The following is a 12546-nucleotide window of genomic DNA, read 5'->3' as shown; positions in this document are numbered from 1 at the left end:
TCGTCCGGAACTCCTCCCTTGCGCTCCATTTCCTACCTGACGGGCCGTTTCGCGGCCTTTTTGTTTGTCTGCGCGTCGGTGGCTTCCCAGGCCGCCGAACCCCCGCCGGTCTTCGTGCTCAACTCCCTCGACGCCACCGTCAGCGTGATCGAGCCCACCGGCTGGACCGAGAAGACGCGCATCCCGACCGGCAAGGAGCCGCACCATCTCTACCTCGCGCCCGACGAGCATTCGCTGATCGTCGCCAACTCGGCCGGTGACTCGCTGACCTTCCTCGATCCGCGAACGGCCGAGGTGCAGCGCGTGGTCTACGGGATCATCGATCCCTACCACCTGCGCTTCTCGCCCGACATGAAGTGGTTCGTCACCGCGGGCAACCGCCTGAACCACGTCGACGTCTACCGCTGGGACGGCAAGGAACCCAAGCTGGTCAAGCGCATCCCGACCGGCAAGACGCCCAGCCACATCTGGATCGACGGCAAGAGCACCACGGCCTATGTCTCGATGCAGGACAGCGACGAACTGATCGCGGTCGACCTGGCGACGCAGACCATCCGCTGGCGCACCGCGACCGGCCCGATGCCGGCCGACATCTTCGGCATCCACGACGGCAAGACATTGCTGGTGGGCCTGACCGGGAGCGATGGCGTGCAGGTGTTCGACGTCGCGGGCGCCCAGCCCAAGCTGGTCGGCAAGATCCCGACCGGCAAGGGCGCCCATGCCTTCCGCGCCGCCGGCGACGGCGGCCGCAGCGTGTTCGTCAGCAACCGGGTGGCCAACACCATCAGCCGCATCGACCTGGCGACGCTGCAGGTGACCGACACCTATCCGGTGCCCGGCGGACCCGACTGCATGGACGTCTCGGCCGACGGCAAGACGCTCTACGTGACCTCGCGCTGGGCCAAGAAGCTCAGCGTGGTCGACCTGGCGAGCCGCAAGGTGGTGCGGCAGGTGAACGTCGGCCGGTCGCCGCACGGGGTGTGGACGCTCGACCATGCCAAGTCTTGAATGGCCCCCACGCTCCCCCACTGCGTGTGGGTCGCTGCCCCCCGAGGGGGCCGCAGGCCGCCTTGGGGCGGCCCGGCGCCGGCCTAGGCTCGGCGCTGCCGCGCTGCTGCTCGCAGCCGGTGCGGCGGCGTCGGGCAGCGCGTTGGCTGAGGGCTGCGCCAAGCCGGTCTACCTGACCTTCGATACCGGCCACATGGGCATCGCGCCGCTGGTGGCCGAGGTGCTCAAGCGGCAGGACGTCCGCGTGACCTTCTTCGCTGCCGCCGAGCGCACCCAGACCGACGGCGACAGCCTCGACAACCATTGGGCGCCGTGGTGGAAGGCGAGGGCGGCCGAGGGCCACGAGTTCGCCTCCCACACCTACGACCATGCCTACTGGCGCGGCGACATCAAGGGCGTCGAGCCGCGCTTCCGGATCCGCCCGACGGCCGGCGCCTTCGCCGGCCGCGAGTTCACCTGGAGCGCCGCCGAATACTGCGCCAATGTCGCCAAGTCCTCCGAGCGGCTGCAGCTCATCACGGGCAAGAAGCCGCTGCCGCTGTTCCGCGCGCCCGGCGGCAAGACCTCGCCCAAGCTGCTGGCGGCCGCCAAGGCCTGCGGCTTCGAGCACGTGGCCTGGGCGCCGGCCGGCTTCCTGGGCGACGAACTGCCGAGCGAGACCTACAGCAACGCGCAGCTGCTGGCCCAGGCGCTCGACAAGATCCAGTCCGGCGACATCCTGCTCGCGCACCTGGGCATCTGGTCGCGCAAGGACCCGTGGGCGCCGGCCGACCTCGAGCCGCTGATCGTCGGCCTCAAGGCCCGCGGCTTCTGCTTCGAGACGCTGCGCCAGCATCCGGCCTACCGCGCCTGGATCGCGGCCCATTCCTGAACCTTCGGTCGTTCCCGCGGATCGCACGCAGATGGATTGGCTCACCGACCTCTTCTCGTCCTTGCAGCAATGGCTGTTCGAGGCCGCCGTCCAGCCGCTGGTCTATGCCATCGGCCTGGGCGGCTGGGTCGAGGATGCCTTCGATGCCACCGGCTGGCTGCTGGTCGGCGTGATCCAGATCGCGGTGCTGGTCGCGGTCATCGGCCCGCTGCAGCGCTGGCGGCCGGCCGAGCCGGTGGTCGACCGGCGCGCGATCCGCACCGACATCCTCTACACGCTGATCCACCGGCTCGGGCTGTTCCGGCTGGCCATGTTCTTCGCCGTGCAGCCGCTGTTCGACGACCTGCTGGGGATGGCGCGCGCGGCCGGCTGGGGCAGCATGCACCTGGACGAACTCTGGCCAGGCGTGACCGACGTGCCCTGGATCGCGTTCGCGATCTACCTGGTCGTGCTGGACTTCGTCGAGTACCTGATCCACCGCGGCCAGCATCGCTTCCGCTGGTGGTGGGCGCTGCATTCGCTGCACCACTCGCAGCGCCAGATGACGATGTGGAGCGACAACCGCAACCACCTGCTCGACGACCTGATCCACGACGCGATCATCGTCCTCGTGGCGCAGCTGATCGGCGTCGCACCGGGGCAGTTCATTGCAATCGTCGCCTTCACCCAGCTCAGCGAGAGCCTGCAGCATGCCAACCTGCGCCTCGGCTTCGGCGCCATCGGCGAGCGCCTGTGGATCAGCCCGCGCTTCCATCGGGTGCACCACGCGATCGGCATCGGGCACGAGTCCCAGGGACCGAAGTCCTTGGGAGGTCACAATTTCGGCGTGCTGCTGCCCTGGTGGGACATGCTCTTCCGGAGCGTCAATTTCGAAGACCGCTACGACGCCACCGGCATCCGCGACCAGGTCGAGCCCGATGCGAGTGGCCGGGTGCGCGACTACGGGCGCGGCTTCTGGGCCCAGCAATGGCTCGGGCTGCGGCGCCTGGTCGGCAGGGATTGAGGCGCCGCGGTCACCCGCTGGCGTTATCCTCGGCACCCGATGCGTCTTCTCCTCGATTCCTTCTGGCGCGCGGTCGCCTACTGCCTGCACCCGCGGGTGATCGTGCTGTCGCTGCTGCCGCTCGGCCTGATGATCGCGCTGGCGACGGTGCTCGGCTATTTCTACTGGGACGCCGCGGTGGTCTGGACCCGCGCGGCGCTCGATGCCTGGCCCCTGCTGGCCGGCTTCTGGGGCTGGATCGGCCGCTTCTTCTCGGGCGACGTCGCGGCCGCCCTGGCGCCGCTGGTGGTGGTCTTCGCCGCCACGCCGCTGATCGTCGTGGTGTCGCTGCTGATCGTGGCCGGCATCATGGCGCCGGCGCTTACTCGGCTGGTGGCCGAGCGGCGCTTCGCCAGCCTGGAGCAGAAGAAGGGCGCCTCTTTCTTCGGCAGCATGGCCCGTTCGATCGGCCTCACGGTGCTGGCGCTGCTGGCGCTGGTGGTGTCGATGCCGCTGTGGCTGATCCCGCCGCTGGTGCTGATCCTTCCGCCGCTGATCTGGGGCTGGCTGACCTACCGCGTGATGAGCTTCGACGCGCTGGCCGAGCACGCCAGCCCCGAGGAGCGCGACACACTGCTGCGCATCCACCGCCTGCCGCTGCTGGGCATCGGCGTGCTGTGCGGCTACCTCGGCGCGGCGCCCAGCATCGTCTGGGCTTCAGGCCTCCTGTTTGCCGCCGCCTTCTTCGTGCTGGCGCCGCTGGCCATCTGGATCTATACCCTGGTGTTCGCCTTCTCGGCGCTGTGGTTCGCCCACTATTGCCTCGACGCGCTGGCCCAGTTGCGGGCGCAGCGTGCCGCGGCCGCCGTTTCCTCTTCCGCGGTTGAAGTGCTGGATGCCAGCGCGGCCGCGAGCCAATGGAGTGCCCCATGAGCCGTTCTTTCGGTCTGATCGTCGTCGGCGACGAAATCCTGTCCGGCAAGCGCATCGACAAGCACATGCCCAAGGTCATTGAGCTGCTGGCCGCGCGCGGCCTCGAACTCGGCTGGGCCGAATACGTGGGCGACGTGCCGGTGCGCATCACGGCCGCGCTGGGCCGGGCCTTCGCGTCGGGCGACATCGTGTTCTCGACCGGTGGCATCGGCGCCACGCCCGACGACCACACGCGCCAGTGCGCGGCGGCCGCCCTGGGCGTGCCGCTGGCGCTGCATCCCGAAGCCGAGGCACTGATCCGGGAACGCATGCAGGACACGGCGCGCGAGCAGGGCACGGTCTACGAGCCGGACCGCCCGGACAACGTCCACCGCCTGAACATGGGCGTGTTCCCGCTCGGCGCCAAGATCATTCCCAACACCTACAACAAGATCCCCGGCTTCAGCGTCGGCGACGTCCACTTCGTGCCCGGCTTCCCGGTGATGGCCTGGCCGATGATCGAATCGGTGCTCGACGGCCGCTACGCCGGGCTGTTCGCGCGCGGCCGCGCCGGCGAAAAATCGGTGATCGTCTACGGCGCCATGGAGGCGACCCTGACGCCGCTCATGCAGGCGGTCGAGCGCGACCATCCCGGCATCAAGGTGTTCAGCCTGCCGAGCGTCGACCACCCGCAGCACGGACGCCACATCGAGCTCGGCGTCAAGGGCGACGCGAGCCGGGTCGAAGCCGCCTACGGCCAGCTGCTGGCCGGCCTGCACGGCTTTGATGCGCGGCTGGGCCCCGAAATGGTGCGTTAACGCACGACGCACCAGTTTGGTTACAACTTGCCTTGTTTTGGGGGTTCCCCGGGGCGCCGAGGCGCTCCCGGCCGCTGTGACAATGGCATAGAAACTGCATCCTGAATTCCCGTACTTCCAACCCCCTGTCCATACCAAGGAGAACCTGATGGCCAAGACCGTCGCCGACGTACTCAAACTCGTGAAGGAAAACGAGGTCAAGTTCGTCGATTTCCGCTTCACCGACACCCGCGGCAAGGAACAGCACGTGACCGTGCCGGTTTCCGCGTTCGATGAAGACAAGTTCACTTCGGGCCACGCATTCGATGGCTCCTCGATCGCCGGTTGGAAGGGCATCGAAGCGTCGGACATGCAGCTCATGCCCGATCCGAACACGGCCAACATCGATCCGTTCTTCGAAGAAACGACGATGATCCTGACCTGCGACGTGGTCGATCCGTCGGACGGCAAGCCCTACGAACGCGACCCGCGCTCGCTGGCCAAGCGCGCCGAAGCCTACATGAAGGCCTCGGGCCTCGGCGACACCGCCTTCTTCGGACCGGAACCCGAATTCTTCGTCTTCGACGGCGTGCGCTGGTCGAACGACATGTCCGGCTGCTTCGTGAAGATCGAGTCCGAAGAAGCCGCCTGGAACACCGGCAAGGAATTCGAGCACGGCAACACCGGCCACCGTCCCGCGGTCAAGGGCGGCTACTTCCCGGTGCCCCCGGTCGACAGCTTCCAGGACATGCGCTCCGAGATGTGCCTGGTGCTCGAATCGCTGGGCATCCCGGTCGAAGTGCATCACCATGAAGTGGCCAACGCCGGCCAGATGGAGCTCGGCACCAAGTTCAGCACGCTGATCCAGCGCGCCGACTGGGTCCAGTTGCAGAAGTACGTGATCCACAACGTGGCCCACGCCTACGGCAAGACGGCCACCTTCATGCCGAAGCCGATCGTCGGCGACAACGGCTCGGGCATGCACGTGCACCAGTCGGTCTGGAAGGACGGCAAGAACCTGTTCGCAGGCGACGGCTACGCCGGCCTGAGCGACTTCGCGCTGCACTACATCGGCGGCATCATCAAGCACGCCCGCGCGCTGAACGCCATCACGAACCCCGGCACCAACAGCTACAAGCGCCTGGTGCCCGGCTTCGAAGCCCCGGTCAAGCTGGCCTATTCGGCCAAGAACCGCTCGGCCTCGATCCGCATCCCGTTCGTGGCGAACCCGAAGGGCCGCCGCGTCGAAGCCCGCTTCCCGGACCCGCTGATGAACCCGTACCTGGGCTTCGCGGCGCTGCTGATGGCCGGCCTCGACGGCGTCGAGAACAAGATCCATCCGGGCGAAGCCGCCAGCAAGGATCTGTACCACCTGCCGCCGGAAGAAGACGCGCTGATCCCGACCGTCTGCCACAGCCTCGACCAGGCGCTCGAGTACCTCGACAAGGACCGTGCCTTCCTGACCAAGGGCGGCGTGTTCACCGACTCGTACATCGATGCCTACATCGACCTCAAGATGCAGGAAGTCACGCGCTTCCGCATGGCGACGCACCCGGTCGAGTTCGACATGTACTATTCTTTGTGACTGACCAGATCCGGGGTCGCCCCCCGGAGCGTTAAAAAAGGACGGCTGCGGCCGTCCTTTTTATTTGGGCGGGAACATCCGGGTCGGATCTGTTTCGAATTGCATGAAAATGCCGACTTGCGGCGCACTACACCCAAGACCATGAAGACTCTCTCCGTTCTCCTGCTGACCGCCGTGGCGGCGGCCGGCGTGCCTTTCCAGGCCCAGGCGCAGCAAGAGCGCGTCTGGCGCTGCGGCAACGAATACACCAACAACGCGACCGTCGCGCAGCAGCGCGGCTGCAAGATCATGGAGGGCGGCAACCTGACCATCGTGCAGGGCACGCGGCCGGTCGCCTCGGCCGCGCCGGCCGCCGGCGGGACCGCGGTGCGCGCGCCGGCCGGCAGTCCGCGGGTCGAAGGCGCCGACCAGCGGGCGCGCGACGGCGAGGCCCGCTCGGTGCTCGAGGCCGAACTGCGCAAGGCCCAGGAGCGGCAGACCCAGCTGCTCAGGGACTACAACAACGGCGAGCCCGAGAAGCAGGGCAGCGAAAGCAAGAACTACCAGAAGTATCTCGACCGCGTGGCCGAGATGAAGGCCGAGATCGCCCGCAACGAGAGCGACATCGCCGGCCTTCAACGCGAGATCGGCCGCCTGCCCGCGGTCAATCGCTGACCGGATGGCCTTTGGTAAATCGGCTGGACCGGGCAAGCGCTTCCAGGCCTTCGACCTGCTGTCGACGCTGATCGCGGTGGTGCGGGTCGACGGCTCGGTGCTGTTCGCGAACTCGGGCCTCGAGGACGCGCTCGGCACCTCGCGCCGCACGCTCGAGGGCTCGCAGTTCGGGGCCTGCTTCCAGGAACCGCAGGTGCTGCGCACCGCCATCGACGGCGCCCGCAGCAACGACTTCGCCACATTGCGCTACGAGGCCTTGCTGCGCCGCGTCAACCACGAACTGATGCCGGTGCTGGTGACGCTGGCACAGAGCGACAAGGCGGGCGAGCTGATCATCGAGATGTCGCCGCTCGAGCAGCAGGCGCGGCAGGACCGCGAGGAGCGATTGCTCGACCAGGCGCAGGCCAACAAGGAGCTGATCCGCAATCTCGCGCACGAGATCAAGAATCCGCTCGGCGGCATTCGCGGCGCCGCGCAACTGCTGCAGATGGAGGTCGAGTCGCGCGACCTGATCGAATACACGCAGGTCATCATCCACGAGGCCGACCGGCTGCAGACGCTGGTCGACCGGCTGCTGGCGCCGCACCGGCGTCCGCACGTGGTGGGCGACGTCAACATCCACGAGGTCTGCGAGCGGGTGCGTTCGGTGATCTTGGCGGAGTTCCCGCGCGACCTCCACATCGAGCGCGACTTCGACGTCTCGATTCCCGAGTTTCGCGGCGATCGCGAGCAGCTGATCCAGGCCACGCTCAACATCGTCCACAACGCCGCCCAGGCCCTCGCCGAGCGGCGTGCCGCGGGCGATGCGCAGATCACTTTCAAGACCCGCATCGCGCGTCAGGTTATCTTCAATAAGCAGTGGTATCGACTGGCACTGGAATTGCATGTCATCGACAACGGACCGGGCGTGCCGGACGCGATCAAGGACCGCATTTTTTACCCGCTGGTGTCGGGCAGGGATGGCGGGACAGGCTTGGGATTGACGCTTGCGCAAACTTTTGTGCAACAGCATCACGGCGTGATCGAGTGCGACAGCGTCCCGGGACGGACTGATTTCAAGATACTGATACCGCTGCCCTAGCAGCCAAGCAACAAGGAGCTGCATGAAGCCGATCTGGATAGTGGATGATGATCAATCAATCCGCTTCGTGCTGGAAAAAGCGCTGCTGCGCGAAGACCTGCCGACCCGTAGCTTCACCAATCCGCGCGAGGTTCTTGCCGCCCTCGATGCGGCGGCCGACGACGAGACCCAGGGCCCCCAGGTCCTGGTCAGCGACATCCGCATGCCCGGTGGCTCGGGGCTCGACCTGCTCGACAAGATCAAGGCCAAGCATCCCGGCCTGCCGGTGATCATCATGACGGCCTTTTCCGACCTCGACAGCGCCGTCTCGGCCTTCCAGGGCGGTGCTTTCGAATACCTGCCGAAGCCTTTCGATCTGCCGCGTGCGGTCGAACTGATCCGCCGCGCGGTCGACGAAAGCCAGCGCGAGGAAGTGGCCGAGGAGCGCATGGCGGCCGCGCCCGAGATGCTCGGGCAGGCGCCGGCGATGCAGGACGTGTTCCGTGCCATCGGACGGCTGTCGCAAAGCAATGTCACGGTGTTGATCACCGGCGAATCGGGCTCGGGCAAGGAGCTGGTGGCGCGCGCGCTGCACAAGCATTCGCCGCGCGCGAACGGCCCGTTCGTCGCCATCAACACGGCCGCGATCCCGAAGGACCTGCTGGAGAGCGAACTGTTCGGCCACGAGCGCGGCGCCTTCACCGGCGCCCAGACCATGCGCCGCGGCCGGTTCGAACAGGCCGAGGGCGGCACGCTGTTCCTCGACGAAATCGGCGACATGCCCTTCGACCTGCAGACGCGCCTGCTGCGCGTCCTGAGCGATGGGCATTTCTATCGCGTCGGCGGCCACAACTCGGTCAAGGCCAACGTGCGCGTGATTGCGGCGACCCACCAGGACCTCGAACAGCGCGTGAAGCTCGGCGGCTTCCGCGAAGACCTGTTCCACCGGCTCAACGTGATCCGGCTGCGGCTGCCGGCGCTGCGTGAGCGCGGCGAGGACGTGCCGGCGCTGACGCGGCATTTCCTGCAGCAGAGCGCCAAGCAGCTCGGCGTCGAGCCGAAGCGCATCTCCGATGCGGCGCTGGCGCAGCTGGCGACCTTCGGTTTTCCGGGCAACGTGCGCCAGCTCGAGAACATCTGCCACTGGCTGACCGTGATGGCGCCGGCGCAGCTGATCGAGGCCAAGGACCTGCCGCCCGAAGTGATGGCGATCGCCCCGGCCGCGGAGCCGCATGCGGTGCCCGTGCCGGTGGCGGCCGAGCGGGAGCCGCTGGCGATGCCCGCGTCGACGGCCGTTGCGGCGCCTGCCGCCGCGGGTGTGCCGGCGGCGGCAGCCTCGCTGGCGTGGGAGAGCGGCCTCGAACTCGAAGCCCAGAGCATGCTGGCGGCGGGCCGCACCGATGTCTGGGATGCGCTGTCGCGCCGCTTCGAGTCGCGGCTGATCCTGACGGCGCTGGCCAGCACGCGCGGCCGCCGCATCGAGGCGGCCCAGAAGCTCGGCATCGGCCGCAACACCATCACCCGCAAGATCCAGGAACTGGGCCTCGAATGAAAGTGGCCGGGCTTCGTCCGGTGCGTTGATTCGGGTGCTGCCAACACCAGGGATACCGCGGAACCGGCTTTGCCGGGCCGCCGGTATCGCCCCCTGAGGGGGAGGCGCCGCAGGCGCTTCGGGGGTGAGCCTTTTCTATCGGTTGCGCTGGCCCAGGGTCAGGGTGTCCAGCTGGAACTGGCCGCTCTTGTCCCACAGCCAGGTGTCGACATAGGTATGGGCGCCGATCTTGCCCGGGCTGGGCAACGGCGACGCGCCCTTGATCAGCTCGGCGATCATGCCGCTCACCTCGGGCGCGTGGCTGGGCGTGCGGGAGAAGTACACGCCTTTGACGCGGCCGTCGGCATCGACGTCGGTCTCGGTCACCACCACGGCATAGACCAGCGGCGGAATCTTGCCCTTGTAGATGCGCTGCGGGTACTTCTTGTAGATGGCCGCCGCGCCGACCTTGCGGTAGGCCTTCACGGCCGGTGTCTGGGCCGTGATCAGTCGCCCGGGGGAGGCCTCGGTCGAGGAGGCTGCTGCATCGGGCGCTGCGCCTGGCGCGGCGGCGGGCGTCGCGTCCGGCTTCAACACGCTGCAGCCCGAAAGGCCGAGCAGCAGCACGAGCATGGCGAGCGCGAGCGGGTTCTTCATGGGGCCAGCTCCATGATCACCGGCGCGTGGTCGCTGGGCTTTTCCCATTTGCGCGGCACGCGATCGATCACGCAGCGCTTGACGCGTGGCACCAGCGGCTGGCTGACCAGGACATGGTCGATGCGCAGTCCGCGGTTCTTCTGGTAGCCGAGCATGCGGTAGTCCCACCAGGAGTAGCTCTTGGGCGGCTGCTCGAAGAGCCGGAAACTGTCCGCCAGGCCGAGCTCCAGCAGGGCGTTGAAATGCGCGCGCTCCTGGGGCGTGTGGTGGATCGTCCCGGCGAGGCCGACCGGGTCGTAGCTGTCGCGGTCTTCGGGCGCGACGTTGAAATCGCCGAGCAGGACCAGGTTCGGATGGGCCACCAGTTCCTGGCGCAGCCAGTCGTGCAGGCCGTCGAGCCACTTCATCTTGTAGACGAACTTCTCGCTGTCGGGCGCCTGGCCGTTGACGAAGTAGCCATTGACGATGCGCAGCGCGCCGTCCGGCGTGTCGAGCGTGCCGCTGATGACGCGCGAATGATCGTCGGCGAAGCCGCCGATGTTCTTCAGGACGTCGCGAACCGGCGCGCGGCTCAGGATCGCGACCCCGTTGTAGGTTTTCTGGCCGAACACGGCCGAATCGTAGCCAGCGTCCTTGAGCACCTCAAGCGGAAACTTGTCGTCGCTCATCTTGAGTTCTTGCAGGCACAGGACATCGACCGGATTGGCGGCCAGCCAGTCGAGCACATGCTGCAGGCGGGCGGTGAGGGAATTGACGTTCCAGGTGGCCAGCTTCATTGCAAGTCGTGGGATCTAGGGGGTTCGTGTCGAGGGTTCGGACGACTATACCCGCCTGGTCGCGTGGCACTGCGGCCCGTTCACATCCCCCAACGCAGCGCCGCCGTGTGCACCGGTGCATCCCACAGCGCCAGCGTGGCCGCATCCATCGCGCTCACGGTGACCGAGCACCCCGCCATCTCCAGCGAAGTCACATACGACCCGGTGAGGCAGCGAGCGATCTTCAGCCGATGGCCGTCCAGTATCTTGCGCACCGCATTCACCATCAGGTACAGCTCCATCAGCGGCGTGCCGCCGAAGCCGTTGACCAGCAGCAGCACCTCCTGGCCCGGCTTGAGCGACAGGTCCTTGAGGATCGCGCCGCTCAGCTCGGCCGCGATGTCGTCGGCCGATGCCAGCCGGACCCGGCGCCGGCCCGGCTCGCCGTGGATGCCGACGCCCATCTCCATCTCGTCGGCACCGATCTGGAAGGTCGGCTTGCCGGCGGCCGGCACGGTGCACGAGGTCAGCGCCACACCCATCGAGGCCGTCGCCTTGTTGACCGAATCGCCGAGCGCCTTCAGCGCCGCCAGTCCATCGCCGCGCTCGGCGGCGGCGCCGACGATCTTCTCGACGATCAAGGTGCCGGCGACGCCGCGCCGGCCGGTCGTGTAGGTCGAGTTCTCGACCGCCACGTCGTCGTTGACGATGACCGTGGCGTTGTCGCAGTCGATCATCTCGGCGGCCATCTGGAAGTTCATCATGTCGCCGGAGTAGTTCTTGACGATGAACAGCACGCCCGCGCCGGTGTCCACCGCCTGCGCCGCCGCCAGCATCTGGTCGGGCGTCGGTGAAGTGAACACCTGGCCCGGGCAGGCCGCGTCGAGCATGCCGTGGCCGACGAAGCCGGTATGCAGCGGCTCGTGGCCCGAGCCGCCGCCCGAGATCAGCGCGACCTTGCCGGGCTTGGGCGTGCGCCGGCGGACGAACTGGCCGCCCTCGCCGAGCGTCACGATGTCGGCGTGCGCGGCCGCAAAGCCGTCCAGCGATTCGGACAACAGGGACTCGACGTCGTTGATGAGCTTTTTCATGGTGCGCTTTCAGGCGGATTGGGAGGTCGGTTGCGCGCGCGATTGCAGGCCGTCGCAGATCGCGCCGATGATCAGGGCGACCGAGCGCGAGCCCGGGTCGACATGGCCCAGCGCGCGTTCGCCGAGGAACGAGGCGCGGCCCTTGATGGCGTCCATCGCGGCCGTGGCGTCGGCGCTCGCGAAGGCGCAGTCGCGCACGCGACCGGCCAGTTGCCCGCCGCCTTCGGCGAGCACTTTCTGCACCGGGTCGAGGACGTCGAGCAGGGTCTTCTGGCCGACCTCGGCCTTGCCCAGTCGCGTCAGCGCCCTGATGCCGGCATCGAGTGCGCCGGCCAGCGCGGCGGCGGTGGGCGGGTCGGGCAGTTCCTTGCCGAGGGTGACCAGCAAGGTGCCGAACACCGGGCCCGACGAGCCCCCGATGGTCGACATGCAGGCCATGCCCATGGTGCGCAGCGCCTCGTTGAGCGACTGGCCGGCGAGCTCGTCGAGCCGGGCCTGGATGGCGAGCGCGCCGCGGCGCATGTTGAGCCCGTGGTCGCCGTCGCCGATCGCCTGGTCGAGGGCCGTCAGTTCGTCGACATGGTCGATCAGGGTCTGGGTCGCGTTGCGTATCAGGTCGATGTCGGCCATGGGGTCTCCCGTG

At 67.8% G+C, this 12546-nt stretch carries 13 protein-coding genes; 9 read left to right on the top strand and 4 right to left on the bottom strand.

The annotated features are described in order from the left end of the window. Positions 1–36 precede the first annotated feature (36 nt). From QTI68_RS27525 to ntrC, 9 genes are all read left to right on the top strand, one after another. Complete coding sequence (locus QTI68_RS27525; protein WP_478139410.1) at positions 37–1008, top strand: YncE family protein; 972 nt, start codon at positions 37–39, stop codon at positions 1006–1008. Positions 1009–1150: 142 nt separating this feature from the next. Continuing rightward, a complete protein-coding gene (locus tag QTI68_RS27520) occupies positions 1151–1879 on the top strand; it encodes a polysaccharide deacetylase family protein (RefSeq protein ID WP_503011744.1) in 729 nt (242 codons plus the stop codon). A 31-nt stretch (positions 1880–1910) separates the two neighbouring features. Further along, positions 1911–2882: a sterol desaturase family protein gene (locus QTI68_RS27515; RefSeq protein ID WP_286526286.1), complete on the top strand. Its 972-nt coding sequence runs from the start codon at positions 1911–1913 to the stop codon at positions 2880–2882. Positions 2883–2921: 39 nt separating this feature from the next. Continuing rightward, positions 2922–3794, top strand: coding sequence for an EI24 domain-containing protein (locus QTI68_RS27510; RefSeq protein ID WP_286526285.1), 873 nt, complete (start codon positions 2922–2924; stop codon positions 3792–3794). After that, positions 3791–4591 carry a competence/damage-inducible protein A gene (locus QTI68_RS27505; protein ID WP_286526284.1) on the top strand — a complete coding sequence of 267 codons (801 nt, stop codon included), beginning with the start codon at positions 3791–3793 and terminating at the stop codon, positions 4589–4591. Before QTI68_RS27510 ends, QTI68_RS27505 begins: the two co-directional genes overlap by 4 nt. Positions 4592–4739: 148 nt before the next feature. Then, positions 4740–6155, top strand: a complete 1416-nt coding sequence (gene glnA / locus QTI68_RS27500; RefSeq protein WP_286526283.1) for a type I glutamate--ammonia ligase — start codon at positions 4740–4742, stop codon at positions 6153–6155. Between the two features lie 141 nt (positions 6156–6296). Continuing rightward, the gene (locus tag QTI68_RS27495; protein WP_286526282.1) at positions 6297–6809 is read left to right on the top strand and encodes a hypothetical protein; all 513 of its coding nucleotides are present in this window, start codon (positions 6297–6299) and stop codon (positions 6807–6809) included. 4 nt (positions 6810–6813) lie between these two features. Beyond that, positions 6814–7890: a nitrogen regulation protein NR(II) gene (gene glnL, locus QTI68_RS27490; RefSeq protein WP_286526281.1), complete on the top strand. Its 1077-nt coding sequence runs from the start codon at positions 6814–6816 to the stop codon at positions 7888–7890. Positions 7891–7912: 22 nt separating this feature from the next. After that, the gene (gene ntrC, locus QTI68_RS27485) at positions 7913–9421 is read left to right on the top strand and encodes a nitrogen regulation protein NR(I) (RefSeq protein ID WP_286526280.1); all 1509 of its coding nucleotides are present in this window, start codon (positions 7913–7915) and stop codon (positions 9419–9421) included. A gap of 135 nt (positions 9422–9556) precedes the next feature. On the opposite strand, the gene QTI68_RS27480 is transcribed toward ntrC, so the two are convergent. The 4 genes from QTI68_RS27480 to dhaL all read right to left on the bottom strand — a co-directional run bounded on the left by QTI68_RS27480 (position 9557) and on the right by dhaL (position 12533). After that, a complete protein-coding gene (locus tag QTI68_RS27480) occupies positions 9557–10057 on the bottom strand; it encodes a hypothetical protein (protein WP_286526278.1) in 501 nt (166 codons plus the stop codon). After that, the gene (xth, locus tag QTI68_RS27475; protein ID WP_286526276.1) at positions 10054–10833 is read right to left on the bottom strand and encodes an exodeoxyribonuclease III; all 780 of its coding nucleotides are present in this window, start codon (positions 10831–10833) and stop codon (positions 10054–10056) included. The genes QTI68_RS27480 and xth overlap by 4 nt, the downstream gene beginning before the upstream one ends. An 80-nt stretch (positions 10834–10913) precedes the next feature. After that, positions 10914–11903 (bottom strand): dihydroxyacetone kinase subunit DhaK, encoded by a 990-nt coding sequence (gene dhaK, locus QTI68_RS27470; RefSeq protein WP_286526274.1) that lies wholly within the window; start codon positions 11901–11903, stop codon positions 10914–10916. Positions 11904–11912: 9 nt separating this feature from the next. Next, positions 11913–12533: a dihydroxyacetone kinase subunit DhaL gene (gene dhaL / locus QTI68_RS27465; protein WP_286526272.1), complete on the bottom strand. Its 621-nt coding sequence runs from the start codon at positions 12531–12533 to the stop codon at positions 11913–11915. Between the last annotated feature and the right edge of the window lie 13 nt (positions 12534–12546).

Source organism: Variovorax sp. J31P207, assembly GCF_030316965.1.
Taxonomy (GTDB): Bacteria; Pseudomonadota; Gammaproteobacteria; order Burkholderiales; family Burkholderiaceae_C; genus Variovorax; species Variovorax ginsengisoli_B.
This window is presented reverse-complemented; position numbering and strand designations above follow the sequence as displayed.